This is a genomic window from Lelliottia jeotgali (assembly GCF_016771845.1).
Taxonomy (GTDB): Bacteria; Pseudomonadota; Gammaproteobacteria; order Enterobacterales; family Enterobacteriaceae; genus Enterobacter; species Enterobacter jeotgali.
In genome coordinates this window covers 864,378-888,500 of sequence record NZ_JAENMQ010000001.1, presented here as the reverse complement: position 1 = coordinate 888,500, position 24,123 = coordinate 864,378, and the positions used below count along the sequence as shown (strand labels likewise).

Genomic DNA, 24,123 nt, shown 5'->3' with positions numbered 1-24,123 from the left:
TCATCATACCCCTAAGCCGGATGTAAGCAAAACTTCACCAGTCAGCAGATAACTCACAGGATTCTTATAGAAAATTTGCCAACAAGCGATACACTAGCTAAATATTATTTTTGCGTAGATATTTCGTTAAGGATTGTATGTCCCAGAACAGCAATAATGAGGTCAGAAGTCAAAATGACCCAGAACAGATAGATTTAATTGATTTGGTGATGCAGCTATGGCGTGGGAAGTGGACAATTGCTGCATTTGTTGCCGTCGCGATAGTGCTTGCTGGTGTATACATCGCCTTTGCCAAAGAGAAATGGACCTCTAGTGCAATCATCACGCAACCCGATGCTGCACAAATTGCTACCTATACCAACGCGCTTAACATCCTTTACGGTTCTTCTGCTCCAGGCATGTTGGATACACAACTTCGTGTTGTCGGACGTTTTAACTCTGCTTTCTCGGCGTTAGCGCAGTCGCTTGATAACCAGGAAGCGCCTGAAAAATTAACCATTGATGCCGCTGTTAAAGGTCAGCCATTGCCTCTGAATGTCTCCTACGTGGGCGAGTCGGCTGAAGCCGCGCAGAAACAACTGGCACAGTATATTCAGCAGGTTGATGAACAGACGGCTAAAGAGCTGGATGTTGACCTGAAAGACAATATTAAACAGCAAATCACAGCCCTGAATGATTCTCTGGAAAACCAGGAAAAAGTGGCTCAGGAACAAAAAGACCTTCGAATCAAACAAATCGCTGAGGCGGTGAAGTTCGCTGAGGCGGCGAAAATCACCGCACCTCAAATCCAACAAACCCAGGACGTCACGCAGGACACCATGTTCCTGCTGGGTAGCGAAGCGTTGAACTCCATGATTCAGAATGAGTCAACTCGTCCGCTGGTCTTCTCCCCGGCCTATTATCAGACCAAACAGAACTTGCTGGATATTCAGAATCTGAATGTTGATCCGTCAACCATCCATGCCTACCGTTATGTGATGAAACCAGACCTGCCTATCCGTCGCGACAGCCCGAAGAAAGCGATTACGCTGATTCTGGCCGTGCTGCTGGGCGGGATTATCGGTTCCGGTGTGGTGCTGGGGCGCAACGCGCTGCGTAACTACAAACCAAGAGCCTAATAAGCAGGCAAAAAAAGACCGGGTTTCCCCGGTCTTTTTTATTTGTGTCGCTTACGCAAATTCTCAATCACCGCCGTTAAATCCAGCTCCTGATCCTGGAGCAACACCAGCAGGTGATACATCAAATCCGACGCTTCATTGGTCAGCTCATCGCGATCGTTTACGGTTGCCGCCAGTGCCGTTTCAACGCCTTCTTCCCCGACTTTCTGCGCAATGCGCTTGGTTCCGCTGGCGTAAAGTTTCGCCGTATATGAACTTTCCGGATCGGCAGTTTTACGTTCCGCAAGCAGTTGCTCAAGCTGATACAGGAACAGCCACTGGTGGTTCGCGTCGCCAAAACAGCTGCTGGTGCCCAGGTGGCAGGTTGGCCCGATCGGGTTTGCCAGCACCAGTAGGGTGTCGTTATCACAGTCAGGGGTAATGCTCACCACATTGAGGAAATGGCCGGACGATTCGCCCTTGGTCCACAGACGCTGTTTGGTGCGCGAGAAAAAGGTCACTTTTCCACTTTCAAGCGTCGTACTCAGCGCATCCTGGTTCATATAGCCCAGCATCAGGACTTCGCCAGAGACGGCATGTTGCACAACCACCGGCAATAATCCGTCCGTTTTTTCCCAGTCCAGCTGCGCCCGTTGTTGTTCAGTTAACATACCCTAATCTCCACGCCCTGATTGACCAGGTACGTTTTTAACTCGCCAATATTGATAATCTGTTTATGGAACACCGATGCGGCCAGCGCACCGTCGACATCCGCATCGCGGAAGGCTTCCAGAAAGTGCTCCATCGTTCCTGCGCCGCCGGAGGCAATCATCGGTACGCGGCATACCGCGCGCACTTTTTTGAGTTGCTCCAGGTCATAGCCGTTACGCACGCCGTCCTGGTTCATCATGTTCAGCACAATTTCACCCGCACCGCGTTTCTGCACTTCCTGCACCCATTCCAGCGTTTCCCACTGGGTCACCCGGGTGCGGTTTTCGTCGCCGGTATATTGATTGACGTGATATTTGCCGGTGGCGGCGTCATACCAGGTATCAATCCCGACCACGATACATTGCACGCCAAAGCGATCTGCCAGACGGGTAATCAGCTCCGGGTCTGCGAGAGCAGGGGAATTGATGGAGATCTTGTCTGCGCCGAAAGAGAGGATTTGCGCGGCGTCTTCCGCCGATTTAATCCCGCCCGCCACGCAAAATGGAATATCGATAACTTCTGCCACGCGCTCGACCCAACTCTTATCTACCACGCGGCCGTCGCTGGAGGCGGTGATATCGTAAAACACCAGTTCGTCCGCGCCTTCGTCAGCGTAGCGTTTGGCGAGTGGTACGATATCGCCGATGATTTCGTGATTACGGAACTGCACGCCTTTCACCACCTGGCCGTCGCGCACGTCCAGACATGGGATTATCCGTTTTGCCAGCATTGAATCGCCTCCGTCACAGTAAACTTCTCTTCCAGTAAAGCGCGACCGACAATCACGCCGCGCACGCCGGTTCCGCGCAGTGCGGCGATATCCGCTAGATCGCCAATACCCCCCGATGACTGGAAAGCCACCTGCGGATAACGGGCGCACACTTCCTGATACAGCGAGACGTTGGAGCCCGCCAGCGTGCCGTCGCGGGAGATATCCGTACACAAAACATGTTTCAGTCCAACGGGGAGATAAATCTCGACCAACTCCTCCAGCGTAACGCCAGAGTTTTCCTGCCAGCCGCTGACCGCCACCTGCTTGTTGCCATGCTCGTCAATACGCACATCCAGCGCCAGCACCAGTGCGTCGGCGCCGAAGCGGCGGAACCAGCCTTTGACCTGTTCCGGGTCTTTGACCGCCGTTGAACCGACCACCACGCGCGCGACTCCCGCTTCCAGCAGTGCGGCGACATCCTCTTCAGAGCGCACGCCACCACCCACCTGCACCGGGATGTTGACGCCTGCGACCAGGGTTTTCAGCAGTGCGATCTGGCGTTTAGCCGGATCTTTTGCGCCTGTGAGATCGACGAGGTGCAACACTTCTGCGCCCTGCGCCGCATAATCCTGCAAGCGCGGCAGCGGATCGTTACCGTAGTCGCGCTGCTGGCCGTAATCGCCCTGATGGAGACGGACAACCGTGCCGTCAATTAAATCTAATGCGGGAATGATCATCACATCTCCAGGAAGTTTTTCAGCAACTGCGCGCCCGCCGCACCCGAACGCTCGGGGTGAAACTGCACGCCAAAGAAGTTATCTTTGTTGACCGCTGCCGTGAACGGCTCGCCGTAATTGCACTGGGCGATGGTGTACGGGTTCAGCGGCATGGCGTAGCTGTGCACGAAGTAGAAATACGCCCCATCTTCGATGCCACGAAACAGGCGGTCGCCCGCTTTTGGATACACGCGGTTCCAGCCCATGTGCGGCAGCGGCAGGCCGAAATCAGTCATCTTCGGCACGTCTTCTTCAATAATGCCCAACAGGTCTACGCCGTTGCTCTCTTCGCTACGACGCCCGAGGATCTGCATCCCCAGGCAAATCCCCAGCACTGGCTGGGTGCAGGCTTTAATCAGCTCGACCAGCTCGCGCTCGTGGATTTGGTTCATCGCCGCCTGCGCGGTCCCGACCCCTGGTAAAAAGAGTTTGTCGGCGCGTAGCACCACATCCGGGTCACGGCTGACGACGGGATCATAGCCGTGGCGAGCGATGGCGGATTTCACCGAGTTAAGGTTGGCGCATCCGGTGTCCAGAATAACCACGTTCATCACAGCACTCCTTTTGACGAAGGCAGGGTATCGCCCTCCACGCGGATCGCCTGGCGCAGCGTACGGCCAAAGACTTTGAACAGACTCTCGACGCGGTGGTGATCGTTTTTGCCTTTGGTTTTCAGGTGCAGCGTTACGCCCATTGTGTAAGAGAGCGAGCGGAAGAAGTGCTCGACCATCTCGGTGCTCAGATCACCGACGCGCTGATAGGTAAAATCGGCTTTATATTCCAGGTGCGGGCGACCGGAAATATCCAGCGCACAGCGGGCCAGACATTCGTCCATCGGCAGCACAAAGCCAAAACGGTTGATACCGCGCTTATCGCCCAGCGCCAGCTTCAGCGCTTCGCCCAGCGCCAGGCCGGTATCTTCCACGGTGTGGTGATCGTCGATGTACAGATCGCCTTTGACGTTGATCTCCATGCGGAACCCGCCGTGGGTCGAGATCTGATCCAGCATGTGATCGAAGAAGCCGACGCCGGTGTGAATTTTGCTGCCACCTTCGCGGTCCAGCCACACTTTCACGTCAATTTGCGTCTCTTTGGTGTTGCGCTCGACGTGGGAGTAACGGTCGCGCTTCGTCAGTTGCTCGCCAATCGTCGCCCAGTTTAATTCGCTGCGGTTATAGCGTAGTCCCTGAATGCCCATGTTTTCGGCGAGCTGAATATCGGTGGCGCGATCGCCAATCACGTAGCTGTTGGTTTTATCCAGCACGCCTTCGGCAAGATAACCCTCGACCAGCTTCACTTTCGGTTTGCGGCAGTCGCAATTATCCGCCGGAAGATGTGGGCAAATCAGCACCTCATCAAAGGCAATGCCCTGCGAGGTAAGGATCTGCATCATCAGGTTGTGCGGGCCATCGAAATCGGCCTGCGGGAAGCTGTCGGTGCCCAGTCCGTCCTGATTGGTTATCATCACCAGCTTGTAGCCCGCTTTCTGCAGCTTAAGCAGAACGGGAATCACATCCGGTTCAAAAGCCAGTTTGTCGAAACGATCGACCTGATAGTCACTCGGTGGCTCCGAAATGAGGGTGCCATCGCGATCGATAAAAAGGGTCTTCTGGCTCATACTTTCTCCGCTTTCAGGGCGTCAATTACGCGCTGACTCTCTTCCCGGGTGCCTACGGTAATGCGCAAACAGCCGCTCAGGGAAGGTTGTTTGTTTTGGTCTCGTAAGATAATGCCCTGATCCCACAAAGATTTAAATACGGCGCTGGAGGCGGTAAAGCGCACCAGGATGTAATTGGTTTCAGAGTCGAAAACCTGCTCCACGCACGGCAGCGTTTTCAGGGCGCTGATCAGATACTGACGTTCCACCAGGATCTGCGCCACACGCTCGCGCATCGCATTGATACCCTGCGGAGCCAATGCCTGGGCGGCGATGTCGGCGACCGGCGTAGACAGCGGATACGGGGCGATCACTTTCATCAGCAGATCGATAACGTCTTTATTGGCCAGCGTGAATCCGCAGCGCAGACCGGCGAGCGCAAAGGCTTTCGACAGCGTGCGCAGCACCACCAGATTCGGATACTCTTCCAGCCAGCCTGCGAGCGTTGCCTGCGGACAAAACTCAATATAGGCCTCATCGGCGACAATAAGCGCTTTACCGCGCGTCATCTCCAGCAGGGTACGGATGTCTTGCGGATTAATGATTTGTCCGGTCGGGTTGTTCGGGCTGCAGACGAAAATGACTTTCACACCGTCAAGATTCTCGGCAATGGTTGGGAGATCGAGCTGCCAGTCATCCAGAGACAAAATGTTGCGACACTCGACGCCAAAGGTTTCGGCGCTGACGCTGTACATGCCGTAGGTTGGCTGACAGTAAAGCACGGCATCTTTGCCTGGCTCGCAGAAGGCACGGATCAGCAGCTCGATACCCTCATCGGCCCCACGGCTCACCAGCACTTGCTCCGGCTTGACCCCGGCATACTGGGCGTAATTCTCAATCACTGCGGCTGGCTGGCACTCCGGGTAGCGGTTCAGGGTCTGCTGTGAAAGTTCAAACGCGACCGCCGTCGGAAATTCGTTGGCGTTCAGCCAGACATCACCATTGCCGCCCAGACGGCGAGCAGATTGATAGGGCGTCAGTCGACGAACGTTTTCGCGGGCTAATTCTTCAATGCTCATGCTTGCTCCTTCAGGGCGGCAACGCGCAGCGTCACGGCGTTTTTGTGGGCGGTCAGGCGCTCGGCGGCGGCCAGCGTTTCAATGGTGGAGGCGAGGGTGGCAAAACCTTCGCGGGACAACTCCTGCACGGTCATGCGTTTCTGGAAGTCCGCCAGCCCGAGGCTGGAACAGGTTGCGGTGTAGCCGTAGGTCGGCAGCACGTGGTTAGTTCCTGAGGCGTAATCACCGGCGGATTCTGGCGACCAGTCACCGAGGAACACCGAACCGGCGCTGGTAATGCTATCGACCAGAGAACGCGCGTCGCGGGTCTGAATAATCAGGTGCTCAGGACCGTACTGGTTAGAAATCGCGATGCACTGCTCCAGCGACTCCGCCACGATCAGGCGGCTGGCGGAAAGTGCCTGGCGCGCCGTCTCGGCACGCGGCAGTTCTGCCAGCTGGCGTTCAACCGCTTCGCCCACACGTTTCGCCATGTCGGCGTCCGGTGTCAGGAGGATCACCTGGGAATCGGGACCGTGCTCGGCCTGAGAAAGCAGATCGGAAGCCACAAAATCGGGCGTCGCGCCGCTGTCGGCAATCACCAGCACTTCCGACGGACCGGCAGGCATATCAATCGCCGCACCGTCCAGACGCTGGCTGACCTGGCGTTTCGCTTCGGTCACATACGCATTGCCTGGCCCAAAAATTTTATCGACTTTCGGCACAGACTCGGTGCCAAACGCCAGAGCGGAAATGGCCTGAGCGCCACCCACTTTAAAAATATCCTGAACACCGCACAGTTTTGCGGCATACAGAATCTCATCGGCAATCGGCGGTGGGGAGCAGAGCACCACTTTCTGACAACCGGCAATACGCGCCGGGGTCGCCAGCATCAGGACGGTGGAAAACAGCGGCGCCGAACCGCCGGGAATATACAGCCCGACGGAGGCGACAGGACGCGTCACCTGCTGGCAGCGAACGCCGGGCAGGGTTTCAACATCGACAGTTTGCAATTTTTGCGCGGTATGGAAGGTGTCGATATTTTTCACCGCCACGGCCATCGCCTGTTTGATGTCGTCGCCCAGACGTTCGCACGCGTCGTCGATCTCCTGAGTCGTCACCTTCAGTGCGCCGACCTCAGTCTTATCAAACTTTGCGCTGTATTCGCGCAGCGCTTCATCACCACGGGCTTTAACGTTATCCAGGATCTCCGCCACGGTGCGGGTAATGCTCTCTGAGGCGGAAATAGCCGGGCGCATCAGCAGTTCGCGTTGTTGTTCAGTGCTGCAGGTGTTCCAGTCGATGATGGAGTTAAAGCTCATAATCGTCTTCCTTTTTGCCGGATGGCGCGTTGCTTATCCGGCCTACGGGTCTTGTAGGCCCGGTAAGCAAAACGCCACCGGGCAACATGAGTGGAATTACTCCATCATTTTCTCAATTGGCAGCACCAGAATGGAGCTGGCACCCAGGGCTTTCAGCTTTTCCATGGTTTCCCAGAACAGGGTTTCGCTGCTGACCATGTGCATCGCCACGCGCTGCTGATCGCCCGCCAGCGGCAGAATGGTTGGACGTTCCGCGCCTGGCAGCAGGGCAATCACTTCATCGAGACGTTCGGTAGGGGCGTGCATCATGATGTATTTCGATTCGCGCGCCTGAATCACGCCCTGAATACGGGTCAGCAGGCGGTCGATCAACTGCTGTTTAGCGTCCGGCATTTCGCCGTCGCGCTGAATCAGGCACGCTTTCGAGCGATAAATCACTTCCACCTCACGCAGGCCGTTGGCTTCAAGCGTCGCGCCGGTTGAGACCAGGTCGCAAATGGCATCGGCCAGACCGGCACGCGGAGCCACTTCAACAGAACCGTTCAGCAGACAGGATTTGAACTGCACGCCTTTTTGATCGAGGTAGCGTTTCAACAGGTGAGGGTAAGAGGTGGCAATTCGCTTGCCGTTCAGCCCAGCAGGACCGTCCCAGGCTTCATCGACGGCGGTAGCCAGCGACAGGCGGCAGCCGCCGAAATCCAGACGACGCAGGGTGAAATAGCGCGGGTCTTCGCCCTGTGCACGACGGGTCAGCAGCTCTTCTTCCAGCACGTTTTCGCCGATGATACCGAGATCAACCACGCCATCCATCACCAGACCAGGGATATCGTCATCGCGAACGCGCAGGATATCGATCGGCATGTTCTCGGCGAGGGCGATTAAGCGCTGCGTGTGCAGGTTAATTTTGATCCCGCAGCGGGAAAGCAATTCGCGTGAATCGTCGCTCAGGCGGCCTGATTTTTGAATAGCTATGCGTAAACGTGAGTTATCTAACATGTTGTTGTCCTTATTACCCTGTCTGGATACGGTCCAAAAAAAAGCCCCCGGAAGATGATCTTCCGGGGGCTCTCTCTTGCGTTCTCGCACCACTGGAAGATCTGAATGTCTCCCAGCACACATCGCCTGAAAGACTAGTCAGGATGATGGTGATGATGGTGGTTTTTAAAAGGAACGCGTGTCATATAAATTCTCTGTGAATGCTTATGCATCTGATGTCTTTTAACCTAAACCATATCCACAGCGTTTAGCAAGGGCTTTTTTCTATCATTAATTCATTTCATATTGATGCTATGAATTGTCAGTTCCGCAGTGCTGGCGTAGCCTTAAGTCAGACGCGTATAAGCCAGGAGAGAACGCATGAAGAAGGTCGCAATTGTCGGTTTAGGATGGTTAGGTATGCCGCTGGCAATGTCATTAACGGCACGAGGCTGGCAGGTGACCGGTAGCAAAACCACGGTGGATGGCGTCGAGGCCGCGCGCATGTGCGGAATAGAGGGTGTCGAGTTACGCCTGGAACCGGAGCTAGTTTGCGATACGGACGATCTCGATACGTTGATGAACGTGGATGCGCTGGTTATTACGCTTCCCGCTCGTCGCAGCGGCCCAGGAGAGACTTTTTACCTTCAGGCGATGCAGGAAATTGTGGATAGCGCGCTGGCCCATCATATTCCGCGCATAATCTTTACCAGTTCAACGTCGGTGTATGGTGATATTGAAGGGACGGTCAAAGAGAGCACCGCGCGGGCGCCTGTCACCGCCAGCGGCCGGGTGCTGAAAGAGCTGGAAGACTGGCTGCATAATTTACCCGGTACCCAGGTGGATATTTTGCGCCTCGCGGGCTTGGTTGGGCCGGAGCGTCATCCGGGACGCTTCTTTGCCGGTAAAACCGCACCAAATGGTCATCATGGTGTCAATCTTGTGCATCTTGAGGATGTTATCGGCGCAATTACACTCCTGTTGCAGGCTCCAAAGGGCGGGCACATCTATAATATATGTGCGCCCTATCATCCGGCGCGTAGCACATTTTATCCCGTGATGGCCCGACAGCTTGGGCTTGAGCCGCCGCAATTTCGCGATGCATCCGGGGAAGGGCAAGGCAAAGTGATTGATGGCAATCGTATTTGTCGTGAACTGGGATTTGAGTATCAATATCCCGATCCGCTGGTAATGCCAATGGAATAACCCCGCCAGCGGGTTCTATCGCACACCTTTTGGGGGCGAACATGAAACCGCTGCTGGATGTTCTGATTATCCTCGATGCACTCGAAAAAGAGGGGAGTTTTGCCGCCGCGTCGGCGAAGCTCTACAAAACCCCCTCGGCCTTGAGCTACACCGTTCACAAGCTCGAAAGTGACCTCAATATCCAGCTGCTGGACCGCAGCGGGCACCGTGCGCGTTTCACGCGAACAGGCCAGATGCTGCTCGAAAAAGGGCGCGAAGTTCTGCATACGGTGCGCGAGCTGGAAAAGCAGGCAGTGAAATTGCACCAGGGCTGGGAAAACGAGCTGGTCATCGGGGTGGACGATACCTTTCCTTTCTCTTTACTCTCGCCGCTGATTGAAGCGTTTTACCAACGCCACAGCGTTACCCGACTTAAATTTATCAATGGCGTGCTGGGCGGTTCCTGGGAAGCGCTGACACAAGGGCGTGCGGATATTATCGTCGGCGCGTTACGTGACCCGCCTCAGTCGAGTGATTTTGGTTTTTCCCGCATTGGCACCCTTGAACAGGTGTTTGTGGTGGCGCCACATCATCCCCTTGCTCAGGAACCCGAGCCCATACCGCGTCGCGTCATAAAAGGTTGCCGTGCGATTGTGGTGGGAGATAGCTCTCTGCCAGAGTGCGCTATCTCTTCGCAATTGCTGGAGGATCAGGAAGCGATTACTGTTTTTGATTTTAAAACCAAACTCGAACTGCAAATTAGCGGGCTGGGCTGCGGCTATTTACCGCGATATCTGGCACAGCGATTTATTGAAAGCGGGGCGTTGGTGGAAAAACAAGTACTGGCGCAAACCAACAGCGAATCGGTGTGGGTGGGGTGGAATGAGCAAACCGCCGGGCTTGCCAGCGCGTGGTGGCGAGATGAGATTTTAGCAAATAGTGCTATCGCTGCCGTTTACACTTTGCCGGAGGGCGGAATATCAACCGCTTAGTAAAAAGAAAATCGTGAACGGCTTATGAATCTATTGCCTTTTATGCCAAAGATGGGGCAAAATGCGCCGCTGCAAAAAAATGAGATTAACCGACGATATAAAAGGCGTCGGTTATTTTTTTTGCATGTAACAAACGCCATTTAAAAACAAAGAGGCCGGGCTTCGTACCGGATAGATACTTACTAAAATCCGACAGTTGTTGTCGCTGAGGAATCCAGAAAATGGGGCAATCTTTTGCTTACGTGGCGGTTTTCACCGTAAAGGAGAAAACTAATGTCGCATAACGCTACTCCAAAAACCTCTCGCGTGGAATTACGTAAAACACTTACGTTGATTCCGGTTGTCATGATGGGCCTTGCCTATATGCAGCCAATGACGCTGTTCGATACGTTTGGTATCGTTTCAGGCCTCACTGACGGTCACGTTGCAACGGCGTATGCCTTTGCGCTGATCGCTATTCTCTTTACCGCGTTGAGCTACGGCAAACTGGTTCGCCGTTTCCCGTCCGCTGGCTCTGCGTACACCTATGCTCAGAAATCCATTAGCCCGGCTGTCGGCTTTATGGTGGGCTGGTCATCACTGCTGGACTACCTGTTCATGCCGATGATCAACATTCTGCTGGCTAAAATTTACTTTGAAGCGCTGGTGCCTTCCGTACCGTCGTGGATCTTTGTTGTCGCACTGGTGGCCTTTATGACCATCTCTAACCTGCGCAGCATCAAGACCGTCGCTAACTTCAACACCCTGATCGTGATTCTGCAGATGGGCATCGTGGCGGTTATCGTCGGGATGATCATCTACGGTGTGGCGCATGGTGAAGGTGCAGGTACGCTGACCAGCACCCGTCCGTTCTGGTCTGAAGGCGCACATGTGGTGCCGATGATTACCGGTGCAACCATCCTGTGCTTCTCGTTCCTCGGCTTTGACGGTATCTCTTCTCTGTCTGAAGAGACCAAAGACGCAGAACGCGTGATCCCGCGTGCGATTCTGCTGACTGCGCTGCTGGGTGGCCTGGTGTTTATTGGCGCCTCTTACTTCCTGCAGCTGTACTTCCCGGACATCTCGCGCTTTAAAGATCCGGATGCGTCTCAGCCAGAAATCATGCTGTACGTGGCAGGCAAAACCTTCCAGTGGGGCGTGCTGATTTTCTCCAGCGTCACCGTACTGGCATCCGGTATGGCTGCTCACGCAGGCGTTTCTCGTCTGATGTACGTGATGGGTCGCGACGGCGTGTTCCCGACTCGCTTCTTCGGCTACATTCATCCGAAATGGCGTACTCCGGCATGGAACGTGCTGCTGGTTGGCGCGATTGCTCTGCTGGCGATCAAATTTGACCTGGTCACCGCAACGGCGCTGATTAACTTTGGTGCGCTGGTGGCATTCACCTTTGTGAACCTCTCCGTGATCTCTCAGTTCTGGATCCGTGAGAAGCGAAACAAAACGCTGAAAGACCACTTCAACTACCTGTTCCTGCCACTGTGCGGTGCGATGACGGTTGGTGCTCTGTGGATTAACCTGGAAGAAAGCTCCATGATTTTGGGTCTTATCTGGGGTGGTATTGGTCTGGTGTATCTGGCTTGCGTGACCAAAAGCTTCCGCAACCCGGTTCCGCAGTACGAAGATGTCGCGTAATCACTGAGCGTGATACAAAAAAACCGGAGCACATGGCTCCGGTTTTTTTATGCCTGAAATGTTCAGACGATCTCTTGCGCGTACTGATACAAAGCCTTCAGTAGCGCCTGTTTCTCTGCATTGCCTTCATACTGCGTATACAGCATTTCCAGCTCCTGCGCGTAGCTCTGCAAGAACTCAGGTGTAAAGACGTTGCGACGATGCTCCAGCCAGCGCTCCTGCTCGGCCTCATCCAGGGTGCCAGGGAAGTTACGCGCCCGATAGTTAAACATCAGTTTTTCGATGCGCTTATCGGCGAAGGTAATATCCAGCGCCGGTAAATTCTGCGGGTCTGTCTGCAACACGATGTTCATGGCGGCGCGGTCGGCATCGCTGAAAAAGCCGTTATAGAGCTGCGCATCGACGTTATCCGACGGCACAAACGGCTCGGCTTCGGCGAAGATCGCCACCACTTTTTCGCGCACCTGCGGGTTTTCGCGCAACACCTTCAGATTATCGAGGCACAGCTGGCGATTCACGCCCAGCCGGTCGGCGTCTTCCGGGCGCAGCGTATTTGCCTGCGCCAGCACCGGGCATTTATTGATATGCACCAGCTTCACGGGAACGGCGGCGTTATCGCCGAGCTCGCTTTTCGGCGTGTATAAACGCTTGCGCAGGGTGTCGCTGTCCAGCTCAAGCAGGGGAGAAATATCGCCCGCCAAATCAACCATAATCACCGCATTGCGATTATCGGGATGCCACGCCAGCGGTGCGACCCAGCTTGTATTTCCCCGCCAGGCGCCAAACATACCGGAGATATGCACCAGCGGTTTCATTTGTGGAACGTCAATCAGGGTCATTAGTTTCTGCTTGCTGCGATGGCTCAGCAGATAGTCAAACAGTTTAGGCTGTGCGGTTTTGACCAGTTTGGCCATCGCGATGGTGGCATAAACGTCGGCCATTGCATCGTGGGCGTTGCTGTGCTCGATGCCGTTGGCGCGCGTCAGATGCTCCAGGCGGAAGCTTGGCAAACCGTCGTCATTCTCAGGCCATTTGATCCCTTCAGGGCGCAGGGCGTAGCAGGCGCGCATTACATCCAGCAGATCCCAGCGCGAATTACGGTTTTGCCAGCTCCAGGCATAAGGGTCATAGAAATTGCGGTACAGGATATTGCGCGTAACTTCATCGTCGAAGCGGATGTTGTTGTAGCCCACCACGCAGGTATTGGGCACGGTAAACAGGTCGTGAATACGACGGGCAAACTCGGCTTCATTCACGCCTTTCTCACGCGCTTCCTGCGGCGTAATGCCGGTCACCATCACGGCACCAGGCTGGGGAAGATAGTCGTCAGCAGGCTTACAGTAAAAAACCTCCGGCTCACCGATGATATTAAAATCCGCATCGGTGCGGATCGCCGCGAACTGCGAAGGCCGGTCCAGCGACGGGCTGGTGCCAAAGGTTTCGTAATCGTGAAAGAGAAAAGTGGGAAGCGCGGCGGAATCAGACACCAGTAATACCATCCTGTTAAAAAGTGACTTTACTATGGTAAACGATCGGCGGCGACACGCCGAACAAAAAGCGATTTTCAGCGCCAGAATTGCGCGCTGGCTTCCGCTAAATCTTTGCGTCCCGTCACATTTTTTTGCAATTTAAACAGGTAACGAAGCGAGAACTTCCGTAAAAAGGGCAACGATTTTAAATGACCTGAGGAAATACCGTTGAAACGCCGTCTGTTTATTGCTGTTTCTTTACTCGCTTCGAGTATTACTTCTGCTCTGGCTGCCGATCCACTGGACTATTCGCCGCAGCCCCCGGCCATTCAGGCAGGGTCATGGGTGCTAATGGATTACACCACGGGTCAAATTTTAACGGCCGGTAATGAACATCAGCAGCGCAATCCGGCAAGCCTCACCAAACTGATGACCGGCTATGTGGTCGATCGTGCGATCGACAGCCATCGTATTACGCCGGATGACGTTGTTACCGTCGGGCGCGACGCGTGGGCGAAAGGCAATCCGGTGTTTGACGGTTCATCGTTGATGTTCCTGAAAGCAGGCGATCGCGTGACCGTTCGCGACCTCAGCCGTGGCCTGATTGTGGATTCCGGTAACGACGCCTGTGTGGCGTTAGCTGACCACGTAGCGGGCGGTCAGCCGCAGTTCGTCAGCATGATGAACGACTACGTGCAAAAGCTGAATCTGCGTGATACCCACTTTGAAACCGTGCACGGCCTGGATGCGCCAGGGCAGCACAGTTCGGCTTACGATCTGGCGGTGCTGTCGCGCGCGATTATTCACGGTGAGCCGGATTTCTACCACATGTACAGTGAAAAGAGCCTCACCTGGAACGGCATCACCCAGCAAAACCGCAACGGCTTACTGTGGGACAAAACCATGAACGTTGACGGGCTGAAAACCGGGCACACTTCAGGTGCGGGCTTCAACCTGATCGCCTCGGCGGTGGACGGTCAGCGTCGCCTGATTGCAGTGGTCATGGGCGCCGATAGCCCGAAAGGTCGCGAAGAACAGGCGCGTAAGTTGCTGCACTGGGGCCAGCAAAACTTCGATACCGTGCAGATCCTGCGTAGCGGCAAACAGGTCGGGACTGAGCGTATCTGGTACGGCGATAAAGAACACATTTCACTTGGTACCGAGCAGGATTACTGGCTGGCACTGCCAAAAAGTGAAGTCGCGAATATCAAAGCCAAGTATGTCCTCGATAAAAAAGAGCTGGAAGCGCCTATTGCTGCCCATCAGCGCGTCGGGGAAATTGAGCTGTACGACCGCGATAAGGTCGTCGCGCACTGGCCGCTAGTCACGCTGGAAAAAGTCGGTAAGGGCGGTCTGTTCTCGCGTCTGAGCGACTATCTGCACCACAAAGCCTAATGCTCATAAGAGCAGACTGGCGCTCCTGCGAGTCTGCTCACATAATAAACATCTCGTGTTTGCCGGACATAACGAATCTGCTTTATAGTGTATAAATATACAGTAATAAACGGAGGCAGTATGGACTACAGCATCAAGCAGCAACCTAAGCGTAAAATTGCCGGTTTTCATCTGGTTGGCCCGTGGGAGCAAACCGTCAAACAAGGTTTTGAGCAACTGGCGATGTGGGTCGATGGCAATCAGATTCAGCCACTGGAATGGGTGGCGGTTTATTATGACAATCCCGATGAAGTGCCTGCCGAAAAACTTCGCTGCGATACAGCTGTCACTGTCGGCGAAGATTTTCAAATCCCTGCCAACAGCGAAGGGGTGATCCTCACTGAAATCGCGGCGGGGGACTATGCCGTCGCCACGGCGCGAGTCGAAAACCATGACTTCGGCACACCGTGGTACAGCTTCTTTAACAGTCTCCTCGAGGATAACCGCTACGGGATCGCACCGAAGCCGTGTTTTGAGCGCTATCTGAACGATGGCAATGTCGATGGTTACTGGGATATCGAAATGTACGTTGCAGTGCAAAATAAGGTCGGTTGAGTCGCACACCTGTTATTTGTAGGGTTTTTCTGCCGGACGTGATGCGTCTGGCAGAAAACACAGTACAATTGTGATTCGCCGTATAGCTGGAGAGCGGGTGTGCGTCCCGACAAATCATTAACTCCCTTTGAAATCCGTTTGTACCGGAATTACCGCGTCGTGCATGGTTGCCGCATCGCATTGGCGTTTCTTCTCACCTTCCTTCTGGTGAGGTTGCTGCACATCCCTGAGGGCACCTGGCCGCTCATCACGCTAGTGGTGATCATGGGGCCGATCTCTTTCTGGGGGAATGTGGTGCCGCGCGCCTTTGAGCGTATTGGCGGCACGATTTTTGGCTCCGCCCTGGGGCTGATTGCGCTAAAGCTTGAACTCATTTCGCTCCCGATCATGCTGCTGTGGTGCGCCGGGGCGATGTTCCTGTGCGGCTGGTTAGCACTTGGTAAAAAACCGTATCAGGCGCTGCTGATTGGGATCACCTTATCGGTGGTGGTTGGCGCACCGGCGGGGGACATGGCCACGGCCCTGTGGCGAAGCGGTGATGTGATTCTGGGTTCGCTGTTGGCGATGCTATTCACCGGTATCTGGCCGCAGCGGGCATTTTTGCACTGGCGCATTCAGATGGCCAACTACGTCACGGCTTTCAACCGCGTCTATCAGGCAGGGTTTTCGCCCAACCTGGTCGAACGCCCAAGGCTCGAAAAACACCTGCAAAAAATCCTCAATGATGTCGTGAAGATGCGCGGCATTATCGCTCCCGCCAGCAAAGAGACGCACATTCAGAAATCCATTTTCGAGGCCATTCAGACGGTCAGTCGCAATCTGGTGTGTATGCTCGAACTGCAAATTAACGCTCACTGGGCGTCGCGCGCCAGCCACTTTGTTCTTCTGAATGCGCATACGCTCAAGGAAACGCAGCAGATGACGCAGCAAACGCTGTTAACCATCGCTCACGCGCTGTATGAAGGCAATCCGCAGCCGATTCTGGCGAACAGCGAACGGCTGAATGAAATCACAGCGGAGTTGAGGCAGTTGATTAATGAACATCAGGGTGACAATGTGGCGGAAACGCCCATTCACGGCTATGTATGGTTGAGCATGGAAATGGCGAGACAGCTTGAACTGTTGTCGCATCTCATTTGCCGGGCGCTGCGCAAATAAAAAGCAGCCATAGCCTGATGTGACGGCTGCTGCTTCGATTCAGCAGCGATTGGGGTTATGATAGGATTAAACGATATACCATTTGTCATTCGCAGCGGCTGTCAGTAAGGTTATCTGCACAGCGGTTGCTTAAACGAATCCGAATCTTACATTAGCAGGGGTATTAAAATGGAAACTACCAAGCCTTCGTTCCAGGATGTTCTGGAATTCGTCCGCCTGTTCCGCCGCAAAAACAAACTGCAGCGTGAAATCCAGGACGTTGAGAAGAAGATCCGTGACAACCAGAAACGCGTTCTGCTGCTTGATAACCTGAGCGACTACATCAAGCCGGGCATGAGCGTTGAAGCTATTCAGGGCATTATCGCCAGCATGAAAACCGACTACGAAGATCGCGTAGACGACTACATCATCAAAAATGCTGAGCTGTCCAAAGAGCGTCGCGACATCTCCAAAAAACTGAAAGTGATTGGCGAAATCAAGAACGGCGAAGCCAAAAGCGAGTAACTTTCGCGAAAATTGATAAGGCCTCTCTGCGAAAGCTGAGGGGCTTTTTTTATGGCCGATATACATGCCCAGAAAAGCAAAAAGCCTGCTTTAAAAGCAGGCTTTTCAAATTTGGCTCCTCTGACTGGACTCGAACCAGTGACATACGGATTAACAGTCCGCCGTTCTACCGACTGAACTACAGAGGAATCGGTTAGGAGGCTTATCTTAGCGGCGAAAAAACTTTTGTCAAACCTGATCTTACACTCATTCATTCAACTGCTGATTCTGTCGTCAGTTTGTCGTCATTCTCAACAATTTTTTGTGGAAAATACTTTGCAGGATTAGCGTTTCTCCCTCATCATTTGAAATGGAGTTTCAACTTTCTCTCGTTAAGGTCCATTTTGAACGTCACTTCCGCTCTGCGCCAGGCCGTTAAACGTACGCCCTGGTATGCCAAACGTAAAAGCTATCGTGTTCTGTTCTGGCGTGAAATCACCCCCCTTGCTGTGCCTATCTTTCTGGAAAACACCTGCGTTCTGCTGATGGGCGTGCTCAGTACGTTTCTGGTGAGCTGGCTGGGTAAAGAGGCGATGGCGGGCGTGGGGCTGGCAGACAGCTTCAATATGGTAGTGATGTCGTTCTTTGCCGCCATCGATCTTGGTACGACGGTGGTTGTCGCCTTTAGTCTCGGCAAACTCGATCCGAAGCGTGCGCGCGAGGCGGCTCGACAGTCGCTGATGATCATGACCGTCTTCTCGATAATTCTGGCAGCGGTAATCCACTATTTCGGTAAAGAGATTATCGATATCGTGGCAGGGGAGGCGACCGATGAAGTGAAAGGGTTGGCGCTGACCTATCTTGAAATGACGGTACTGAGCTATCCGGCGGCGGCTATCGCCTTGATTGGTAGCGGTGCACTGCGCGGTGCGGGCAACACTAAAATTCCGCTGCTGATTAACGGCGGCATGAACATTCTCAATATCATCATTAGCAGCATACTGATTTACGGGCTTTTCTCATGGGATGGTCTGGGATTTGTCGGAGCAGGGCTGGGGCTGACCATCTCGCGGTATATCGGCGCAATAGCGATTGTCGCGGTGCTGATGATGGGCGTAAACCCGGCGCTTAAACTCTCGTTAAAAAGCTATTTCCGCCCGTTCAATTTCGCCATTATCTGGGAAGTGATGGGGATTGGTATTCCTGCCAGTATCGAATCTGTATTGTTTAACGGCGGGAAACTGTTGACTCAAATGTTTGTCGCCGGGATGGGTACCGACGTTATCGCCGGTAACTTTATCGCGTTCTCGATTGCTTCGCTGATTAACCTGCCAGGGAACGCCCTCGGATCGGCATCGACGATTATCACCGGGAAACGGCTCGGCAAAGGGCAAATCGCCCAGGCGGAGCGCCAGTTGCGTCACGTATTCTGGCTATCAACAATTGGACTGACAATTATCGCGTGGGGAACCGCGCCGTTCGCGGGGCTGATGGCCTCATTCTACACCCATGAAGATGACGTCAAAGAGGTGGTCAAAATCCTCATCTGGCTGAATGCCGCGTTTATGCCCATCTGGGCGGCGTCGTGGGTGCTTCCTGCGGGGCTTAAAGGCGCACGTGATGCGCGCTTTGCGATGTGGGTGTCGATGCTCGGCATGTGGGGCTGTCGCGTAGTGGCGGGCTATGGGCTTGGTATTATGCTCGGTATGGGGGTTGTCGGCGTCTGGCTGGGGATGTTCCTCGACTGGGCGGTGCGCGGCGCACTGTTTTACTGGCGTATGGTCAGCGGGCGCTGGCTATGGAAATACCCGCGAATCAAGAGCGAAAATGCGACGCCGGAACCTTCAGAACGCCTGACAAATGTGCGAACTGAAGAATAAATCAGCAAACGAACTTTTTTATGCATTCTGTCTTTGACAATGACAGGTGGCATCGATAATATGCGCCCCGTTCACACGATTCCTCTGTAGTTCAGTCGGTAGAACGGCGGACTGTTAATCCGTATGTCACTGGTTCGAGTCCAGTCAGAGGAGCCATATTTAAGAAGCCTGCTCAGGAAACTGAGCGGGCTTTTTGCTTTTCTGCGTTCGGTGGAATTGCCGGGTGGCGGCTACGCCTTACCCGGCCTACAGGACCGTACAGATTATCCCGCCTGCACGCGTATCGGCGCGGTGGCTTCAAACAGCCACGGTCGCGCATCGCTATTGACCAGCGGCGACAGAACCTCTCTCACCTGCTGATGATAATCATCCAGCCACTGCTTCTCTTGATCGTTGAGCAACTGCAATTCAACCTGGCTTAAATCAATCGGGATAAGCGTCAGGGAAGCAAACTTGCAGAAGCCCGGAATGCTCTCAACAATCTCCACTTGATTTTCAATGCGAATACCGTGGCTGTCGGCCTGATAATACCCCGGCTCGATGGTGATGATACTCCCCGCAGTCAGCGGCCACGGGTTCACTTTCTTGGCGATGCGCTGCGGGTTTTCGTGGATCAGTAGCTGATGCCCCACGCCGTGCCCGGTGCCATGATCGTAATCCAGTCCCAGTTCCCACAGCGGACGACGAGCGAACGCGTCCAGTTGATGCCCCTGCGTACCCGACGGGAATTGCAGCGTAATGAGCGATAAAAAGCCTTTTAGCACGGCGGTATAGTGCAACCGCTGCTGCGCATCCAGCTTGCTGTACGCCAGCGTACGGGTCGCATCCGTGGTGCCGTTATGATACTGGCCGCCAGAATCATTCAGGTAGAAATGGCCGCTGGTAATTGCCTTATTTGATGCGGCGCTGGAGTGATAATGGCACATTGCCGCGTTACTGGCGGAGGCGGAAATCGTCTCGAAACTTTGCTCGATAAAGCCTTGCTGTTGTTCACGGAATTTAAGCTGCTGCGCCTGCGCTTCCAGTTCGGTCAGCGGCTTGCCTGCCGCCTCGCGCTGCGGTACTTCATGCGACAACCACGCGATAAAATTCACCCACGCGGCACCGTCCTGCTGATGGCATTCGCGATAGCCTTCCAGCTCGACGGGGTTCTTGTGCGCTTTCATAAGCGTCACCGGATCGGCCTGCCAGAGGATCTCTCCCTGCGGCTCAATCGCAAAACGCAGCGCAACCGGAGCAGAATCCGCATCCAGCCACACGCGTTTGCCTTCGCTGACCTGTTTGCAGCGGTGCACAAAATCATCCTGCGGCGAAATCACTATCCCATCGACAGCAGAAGCGGGCAGTTCGCGAAGTTTGTCGCCATCGACGAACCATTCGACGTCACCCTCGCGGCTCAGCAATGCAAAGGAGAGCGGCACCGGGCTGGTGTGGATATCAGACCCACGCACGTTCAGCAGCCAGGCGATGTTGTCCGGCATGGTTATCGCCAGATAATCCGCGCTGTTATCCTGCAGCAATTGCGCCACACGACGACGTTTGTCGGCGCTGCTTTCACCGCTGACCGCAACGGGCATCTCGCGGATCAGGCCCGCCGGGGCAGCGGGGCGATCGCTCCATAATGTGTCGAAAGGTGACGCGTTGAGCGGGACAAATTCGCAGCCGGTGACGGCAAGCTGTTGGTATTCGTTGTGGGTCATCAGCAGAGGATCAAAGGCGATGCGCATTCCGTCGCTCGCATTCGCGTCAAGCCACTGGGCCAGCGGTTCGTTGTGCAGATGATGGATCGCAAAATCATCCATATTGACCTGCACGCGAGCCTGTACCTGATAGCGACCGTCGACAAACAGCAACGCGCGATCTTTCAGAACCAATGCCAGCCCTGCAGAGCCGTCAAAGCCGGTCAGCCACGCCAGCTTTTCGAAATGCGGTGCGCAGTATTCGCTCTGCCACGCGTCGGTGCGCGGCACGATCATCCCGTCGAGATTGTTTTCCTGTAGCCACTGGCGAAGCGCCGTAAGCGGTGTGGTGGTGTGCATGGTTTTTCCTTGTTGTTATTAGCGGAACGGCGGTTCGTTGAAGGTGCGCAGTTTGCGTGAATGCAGCTTGTCGCCTTCTGCACGCAGTAAATCTATCGCGCGAATACCGATCTGCAAATGCTCGGAAATCGCCCCTTCATAAAAGCGGTTAGCCTGGCCCGGCAGTTTAATCTCGCCGTGCAGCGGTTTGTCCGAAACGCACAGCAGCGTGCCGTACGGAACGCGGAAACGGTAGCCCTGAGCGGCAATGGTGGCGCTTTCCATATCAATCGCTACCGCGCGGCTTAAGTTAAAGCGCAGCGAAGAGGCAGAGTAGCGCAGCTCCCAGTTACGGTCGTCGGTGGTGACGACGGTCCCGGTGCGCAGACGTTGTTTGACCTCTTCGCCTGGCATCCCGCTTACCTGTTTGGTGGCGTCGTACAAGGCGCGCTGCACTTCGGCGATGCTCGGGATTGGGATATCCGGTGGCAGCACTGCGTCGAGCACGTGGTCGTCGCGCAGATATGCATGGGCCAGCACATAGTCGCCAATCAGTTGGCTTTCACGCAGGCCGCCGCAGTGGCCAATCATCAGCCACACGTCCGGGCGCAGTACCGCCAGATGGTCGCAGATGGTTTTGGCATTCGACGGGCCGACGCCGATATTAATCAGCGTAATACCCTGGCCGTCTGCGGTGATCAGGTGCCAGGCAGGCATTTGATGCTTTTTCCATGCCAGATCGGAAATCGCCATTTCCGGCGCTTCGGTTTCGGCGGTGATCCAGATCCCTCCAGCACACGAGAGCGCTACGTACGGGCTATCCGGATCGAGGATCTGGCTGCAGCCCCAGCGCACAAACTCATCCACGTAGCGGGTGTAGTTGGTGAAAAGCACAAAGGGCTGGAAATGTTCAACCGGCGTGCCGGTGTAGTGACGCAGGCGCGCCAGCGAGAAATCAACGCGGCGGGCATCAAAGTGCGACAGCGGGGAAAACTCCGCTGGATGGTAAATGCCATCTGCCGTTTCATCACCAATCTGTGAAAGCTCGGTGGTCGGGAAATGGCGCGTCAACCCGGCGCTCATCGAACGGTCCAGCGTCAGCGCCGAGCCATCAATGACATACGGATACGGGATTTCATGCAGCGAGGGTTCTACGGCGATATGCGCGTCGTAATCCTGATACAGCAGCGTCAGCTGTTCCTCAAGATAAGGGCGGAACAGAGAAGGGCGGGTGACGGTCGTGGAATAACAGCCGGAGTGGGTAAAGCGAGCATACGCGCGGGTTTTGGGCGTATTGGTGGTGCCACCATCCCAGGTGACCGAGAGCGAAGGATAAACAAAAAGGCCGTCGATTCGGGCCTTTTCATCAGGAAGCGTTCCGTTCTCAATGTACTCGCTAATGGCGGTGCGCAGGGCGTTGACAGATTGTTCGTACAACGCCTCCAGCTTTTCCAGCGCCTGAGCAGGTGTCAGGCTTAAGCCCTTATTATTCATGTCTGTCTCCTTGATCCACAGATGTGCGACGTCACTCGATAGTATGTCACACACATGTGAAAAAAAAGTCAGGACATCATCAGTGAGCGTCTTTCATCAGCAGCGCCGTTGTGGCCGAAATCAGACAGCCCGCGAGCAGGTAAATCGCCACGCTTTGCCAGTTGCCGCCGGAGAAGGTGACTAAGGCCGCGGCGATAAACGGCGTAAATCCGCCGCCGACCACGCTTGCCACCTGATAGCCCACGCCTGCGCCGCTGTAGCGGTAGCTCGCGCCAAACATTTCGGTGAACATCGGCTGCTGCACGCACACCACCATGTCGTGGGCGATGTTAGCCAGCATGATGGCGAAGAACACTATCCAGAACAGCGATTGCGCTTCCAGCGCCATAAAGAACGGCCAGGCGCTGAGGCTGCCGATCAGCGCTCCGGTGATGTAAACGCGTCGACGGCCAAACCTGTCTGCAAGCCAGGCGAAGCAGGGGATGGTCAGGCAGCTAATCCCGCCGACCAACAGGCCAATATTCAGAAAAAGCTCACGTGGCAGGCCGAGGTTTTGCGTCGAATAGTTCAGGGCAAAGGCGGTAACGATATACATCGTCAGCAGCTCACACAGGCGCAGGGCGATAATTTTCAGGAATGCACCGGGATGCTGCATCAGTGCTTCCATCACCGGCAGGCGTTTTTTCGCAACCGGTGGCTCACTTTGCTGCTGTTCAAATTCTGCTGACTCTTCCATGCCGTTGCGGATCCACAGCGCCGCCAGCACCAGCACAATGCTGAACAGGAACGGAATGCGCCAGCCCCAGCTCAGGAACTGCTCGTCAGTGGTCAACTGGCTGATAAGTGAAACCAGCCCGGTAGAGAGCAGCAGGCCCACGCCGTAACCCACCTGCACGCCGCTGCTGTAGAACGCTTTTTTATTTTTAGGCGCGCTTTCGACAGACAACAGCGCCGCACCGCCCCATTCGCCGCCCACGGCAAAACCTTGAATCGCACGCAGCGTCACCAGCAGGACCGGAGCCCACCAGCCAATCATGTCGAATGACGGCAAAATGCCAATCAGCGCCGTGGCGATCCCCATCATCCAGACGGTGAGCATCAGCATCCGCTTACGGCCCAGTTTGTCACCGAAATGGCCGAAAATCACGCCGCCCAAAGGGCGGAATAAAAACCCGACGCCGAAGGTGGCAAACGCGGCGAGCGTACCCATCGCGGGGCTGACCTGCGGGAAAAATTCGCGGTTAAATACCAGTGCGGCGGTGATGCCATAGAGCAGAAAGTCATACCAGTCGACGACGGCACCGGCAAAGCTGCCGAGTGCGGCGCGCCGTGCGCGATTGAGCGAGGGTGTCTCCGTATTAGGGCGTTCGGAGATGAGGGTGGAGTCCATGTTTTGTCCTGTCTGTACCAAATTTTTCATTATTAGTATGGGAAAAGGTTACTCACATCGTGCCCGCTCATTGAGCGGAATCAATGAGACTACCCCGACAGGCGGCAGCTGAAAACGATTTTATCCGTCGCGTGCATTAAAATTTCCAAAACGCGGCGAAGGAGTTTCCAGAAAGGGATTACAGT

General features: G+C 54.9%; 22 protein-coding genes, 2 tRNA genes and 1 other annotated feature. Of the genes, 10 read left to right on the top strand and 14 right to left on the bottom strand.

The annotated features are described in order from the left end of the window. Positions 1-137: 137 nt before the first annotated feature. Entirely contained in the window at positions 138-1,118 is a 981-nt protein-coding gene (wzzB, locus tag JBO43_RS04280; RefSeq protein ID WP_202673776.1) for an LPS O-antigen chain length determinant protein WzzB, read from the top strand. A gap of 38 nt (positions 1,119-1,156) precedes the next feature. Here the strand turns inward: wzzB and hisIE are convergent, their stop codons facing one another. The 9 genes from hisIE to hisL all read right to left on the bottom strand — a co-directional run bounded on the left by hisIE (position 1,157) and on the right by hisL (position 8,454). Then, positions 1,157-1,768, bottom strand: a complete 612-nt coding sequence (hisIE, locus tag JBO43_RS04275; protein WP_202673775.1) for a bifunctional phosphoribosyl-AMP cyclohydrolase/phosphoribosyl-ATP diphosphatase HisIE — start codon at positions 1,766-1,768, stop codon at positions 1,157-1,159. Beyond that, the gene (gene hisF, locus JBO43_RS04270) at positions 1,762-2,538 is read right to left on the bottom strand and encodes an imidazole glycerol phosphate synthase subunit HisF (RefSeq protein ID WP_095282562.1); all 777 of its coding nucleotides are present in this window, start codon (positions 2,536-2,538) and stop codon (positions 1,762-1,764) included. Before hisF ends, hisIE begins: the two co-directional genes overlap by 7 nt. Next, the gene (gene hisA / locus JBO43_RS04265) at positions 2,520-3,257 is read right to left on the bottom strand and encodes a 1-(5-phosphoribosyl)-5-[(5-phosphoribosylamino)methylideneamino]imidazole-4-carboxamide isomerase (protein ID WP_202673774.1); all 738 of its coding nucleotides are present in this window, start codon (positions 3,255-3,257) and stop codon (positions 2,520-2,522) included. The genes hisF and hisA overlap by 19 nt, the downstream gene beginning before the upstream one ends. Then, positions 3,257-3,847 carry an imidazole glycerol phosphate synthase subunit HisH gene (gene hisH, locus JBO43_RS04260; protein WP_202673773.1) on the bottom strand — a complete coding sequence of 197 codons (591 nt, stop codon included), beginning with the start codon at positions 3,845-3,847 and terminating at the stop codon, positions 3,257-3,259. The genes hisA and hisH overlap by 1 nt, the downstream gene beginning before the upstream one ends. Continuing rightward, on the bottom strand, positions 3,847-4,914 hold the full coding sequence (gene hisB / locus JBO43_RS04255; RefSeq protein WP_095282559.1) for a bifunctional histidinol-phosphatase/imidazoleglycerol-phosphate dehydratase HisB: 1,068 nt from the start codon (positions 4,912-4,914) through the stop codon (positions 3,847-3,849). Before hisB ends, hisH begins: the two co-directional genes overlap by 1 nt. Next, the gene (gene hisC / locus JBO43_RS04250) at positions 4,911-5,972 is read right to left on the bottom strand and encodes a histidinol-phosphate transaminase (RefSeq protein WP_202673772.1); all 1,062 of its coding nucleotides are present in this window, start codon (positions 5,970-5,972) and stop codon (positions 4,911-4,913) included. Before hisC ends, hisB begins: the two co-directional genes overlap by 4 nt. After that, a complete protein-coding gene (gene hisD / locus JBO43_RS04245) occupies positions 5,969-7,273 on the bottom strand; it encodes a histidinol dehydrogenase (RefSeq protein ID WP_202673771.1) in 1,305 nt (434 codons plus the stop codon). Before hisD ends, hisC begins: the two co-directional genes overlap by 4 nt. Positions 7,274-7,369: 96 nt before the next feature. Next, positions 7,370-8,269: an ATP phosphoribosyltransferase gene (hisG, locus tag JBO43_RS04240; RefSeq protein WP_095282556.1), complete on the bottom strand. Its 900-nt coding sequence runs from the start codon at positions 8,267-8,269 to the stop codon at positions 7,370-7,372. Between the two features lie 35 nt (positions 8,270-8,304). Continuing rightward, positions 8,305-8,428: a sequence feature (His leader region), on the bottom strand. Then, positions 8,404-8,454, bottom strand: coding sequence for a his operon leader peptide (hisL, locus tag JBO43_RS04235; protein WP_099516347.1), 51 nt, complete (start codon positions 8,452-8,454; stop codon positions 8,404-8,406). Its footprint overlaps the feature before it by 25 nt. Positions 8,455-8,629: 175 nt before the next feature. On the opposite strand from hisL, the gene JBO43_RS04230 reads away from it, so the two are divergent. The 3 genes from JBO43_RS04230 to JBO43_RS04220 all read left to right on the top strand — a co-directional run bounded on the left by JBO43_RS04230 (position 8,630) and on the right by JBO43_RS04220 (position 12,057). After that, positions 8,630-9,454: an SDR family oxidoreductase gene (locus JBO43_RS04230; RefSeq protein WP_095282555.1), complete on the top strand. Its 825-nt coding sequence runs from the start codon at positions 8,630-8,632 to the stop codon at positions 9,452-9,454. A gap of 41 nt (positions 9,455-9,495) precedes the next feature. After that, positions 9,496-10,425, top strand: coding sequence for a LysR substrate-binding domain-containing protein (locus JBO43_RS04225; RefSeq protein WP_095282554.1), 930 nt, complete (start codon positions 9,496-9,498; stop codon positions 10,423-10,425). 273 nt (positions 10,426-10,698) lie between these two features. Further along, positions 10,699-12,057 (top strand): APC family permease, encoded by a 1,359-nt coding sequence (locus JBO43_RS04220; RefSeq protein ID WP_095282553.1) that lies wholly within the window; start codon positions 10,699-10,701, stop codon positions 12,055-12,057. A 62-nt stretch (positions 12,058-12,119) separates the two neighbouring features. Here JBO43_RS04220 and sbcB read toward each other — a convergent pair whose 3' ends face one another. Further along, the gene (sbcB, locus tag JBO43_RS04215) at positions 12,120-13,556 is read right to left on the bottom strand and encodes an exodeoxyribonuclease I (RefSeq protein ID WP_202673770.1); all 1,437 of its coding nucleotides are present in this window, start codon (positions 13,554-13,556) and stop codon (positions 12,120-12,122) included. A 198-nt stretch (positions 13,557-13,754) separates the two neighbouring features. On the opposite strand from sbcB, the gene dacD reads away from it, so the two are divergent. The 4 genes from dacD to JBO43_RS04195 all read left to right on the top strand — a co-directional run bounded on the left by dacD (position 13,755) and on the right by JBO43_RS04195 (position 17,177). Beyond that, a complete protein-coding gene (dacD, locus tag JBO43_RS04210) occupies positions 13,755-14,921 on the top strand; it encodes a serine-type D-Ala-D-Ala carboxypeptidase DacD (RefSeq protein WP_202673769.1) in 1,167 nt (388 codons plus the stop codon). A 120-nt stretch (positions 14,922-15,041) separates the two neighbouring features. After that, complete coding sequence (gene sbmC / locus JBO43_RS04205; RefSeq protein WP_103946153.1) at positions 15,042-15,515, top strand: DNA gyrase inhibitor SbmC; 474 nt, start codon at positions 15,042-15,044, stop codon at positions 15,513-15,515. A gap of 99 nt (positions 15,516-15,614) precedes the next feature. Then, on the top strand, positions 15,615-16,673 hold the full coding sequence (locus JBO43_RS04200; RefSeq protein WP_103946152.1) for an FUSC family protein: 1,059 nt from the start codon (positions 15,615-15,617) through the stop codon (positions 16,671-16,673). A gap of 168 nt (positions 16,674-16,841) precedes the next feature. Further along, positions 16,842-17,177: a DUF496 family protein gene (locus tag JBO43_RS04195; RefSeq protein WP_095282548.1), complete on the top strand. Its 336-nt coding sequence runs from the start codon at positions 16,842-16,844 to the stop codon at positions 17,175-17,177. Positions 17,178-17,289: 112 nt separating this feature from the next. On the opposite strand, the gene JBO43_RS04190 is transcribed toward JBO43_RS04195, so the two are convergent. After that, positions 17,290-17,365, bottom strand: a tRNA-Asn gene (locus JBO43_RS04190). 156 nt (positions 17,366-17,521) lie between these two features. Here JBO43_RS04190 and JBO43_RS04185 point away from each other — a divergent pair. Both JBO43_RS04185 and JBO43_RS04180 read left to right on the top strand, forming a co-directional pair. Beyond that, on the top strand, positions 17,522-19,036 hold the full coding sequence (locus JBO43_RS04185) for an EmmdR/YeeO family multidrug/toxin efflux MATE transporter (RefSeq protein WP_103946151.1): 1,515 nt from the start codon (positions 17,522-17,524) through the stop codon (positions 19,034-19,036). 80 nt (positions 19,037-19,116) lie between these two features. After that, a tRNA-Asn gene (locus tag JBO43_RS04180) sits at positions 19,117-19,192 on the top strand. 107 nt (positions 19,193-19,299) lie between these two features. Here JBO43_RS04180 and JBO43_RS04175 read toward each other — a convergent pair. The 3 genes from JBO43_RS04175 to shiA form a co-directional block, all read right to left on the bottom strand. Next, positions 19,300-21,075 carry an aminopeptidase P family protein gene (locus JBO43_RS04175; RefSeq protein ID WP_202673768.1) on the bottom strand — a complete coding sequence of 592 codons (1,776 nt, stop codon included), beginning with the start codon at positions 21,073-21,075 and terminating at the stop codon, positions 19,300-19,302. A gap of 18 nt (positions 21,076-21,093) precedes the next feature. Beyond that, a complete protein-coding gene (locus tag JBO43_RS04170; protein WP_095282545.1) occupies positions 21,094-22,548 on the bottom strand; it encodes an AMP nucleosidase in 1,455 nt (484 codons plus the stop codon). 79 nt (positions 22,549-22,627) lie between these two features. Continuing rightward, a complete protein-coding gene (gene shiA, locus JBO43_RS04165; protein ID WP_095282544.1) occupies positions 22,628-23,938 on the bottom strand; it encodes a shikimate transporter in 1,311 nt (436 codons plus the stop codon). Positions 23,939-24,123: the final 185 nt, after the last annotated feature.

What these genes read in the sequence shown, in the direction of transcription:
- wzzB (WP_202673776.1), top strand. Translation starts at nt 138, where the DNA reads ATGTCCCAGAACAGCAATAATGAGGTCAGAAGTCAAAATGACCCAGAA.
- hisIE (WP_202673775.1), bottom strand. Translation starts at nt 1,768, where the DNA reads ATGTTAACTGAACAACAACGGGCGCAGCTGGACTGGGAAAAAACGGAC.
- hisF (WP_095282562.1), bottom strand. Translation starts at nt 2,538, where the DNA reads ATGCTGGCAAAACGGATAATCCCATGTCTGGACGTGCGCGACGGCCAG.
- hisA (WP_202673774.1), bottom strand. Translation starts at nt 3,257, where the DNA reads ATGATCATTCCCGCATTAGATTTAATTGACGGCACGGTTGTCCGTCTC.
- hisH (WP_202673773.1), bottom strand. Translation starts at nt 3,847, where the DNA reads ATGAACGTGGTTATTCTGGACACCGGATGCGCCAACCTTAACTCGGTG.
- hisB (WP_095282559.1), bottom strand. Translation starts at nt 4,914, where the DNA reads ATGAGCCAGAAGACCCTTTTTATCGATCGCGATGGCACCCTCATTTCG.
- hisC (WP_202673772.1), bottom strand. Translation starts at nt 5,972, where the DNA reads ATGAGCATTGAAGAATTAGCCCGCGAAAACGTTCGTCGACTGACGCCC.
- hisD (WP_202673771.1), bottom strand. Translation starts at nt 7,273, where the DNA reads ATGAGCTTTAACTCCATCATCGACTGGAACACCTGCAGCACTGAACAA.
- hisG (WP_095282556.1), bottom strand. Translation starts at nt 8,269, where the DNA reads ATGTTAGATAACTCACGTTTACGCATAGCTATTCAAAAATCAGGCCGC.
- JBO43_RS04230 (WP_095282555.1), top strand. Translation starts at nt 8,630, where the DNA reads ATGAAGAAGGTCGCAATTGTCGGTTTAGGATGGTTAGGTATGCCGCTG.
- JBO43_RS04225 (WP_095282554.1), top strand. Translation starts at nt 9,496, where the DNA reads ATGAAACCGCTGCTGGATGTTCTGATTATCCTCGATGCACTCGAAAAA.
- JBO43_RS04220 (WP_095282553.1), top strand. Translation starts at nt 10,699, where the DNA reads ATGTCGCATAACGCTACTCCAAAAACCTCTCGCGTGGAATTACGTAAA.
- sbcB (WP_202673770.1), bottom strand. Translation starts at nt 13,556, where the DNA reads ATGGTATTACTGGTGTCTGATTCCGCCGCGCTTCCCACTTTTCTCTTT.
- sbmC (WP_103946153.1), top strand. Translation starts at nt 15,042, where the DNA reads ATGGACTACAGCATCAAGCAGCAACCTAAGCGTAAAATTGCCGGTTTT.
- JBO43_RS04195 (WP_095282548.1), top strand. Translation starts at nt 16,842, where the DNA reads ATGGAAACTACCAAGCCTTCGTTCCAGGATGTTCTGGAATTCGTCCGC.
- JBO43_RS04175 (WP_202673768.1), bottom strand. Translation starts at nt 21,075, where the DNA reads ATGCACACCACCACACCGCTTACGGCGCTTCGCCAGTGGCTACAGGAA.
- JBO43_RS04170 (WP_095282545.1), bottom strand. Translation starts at nt 22,548, where the DNA reads ATGAATAATAAGGGCTTAAGCCTGACACCTGCTCAGGCGCTGGAAAAG.
- shiA (WP_095282544.1), bottom strand. Translation starts at nt 23,938, where the DNA reads ATGGACTCCACCCTCATCTCCGAACGCCCTAATACGGAGACACCCTCG.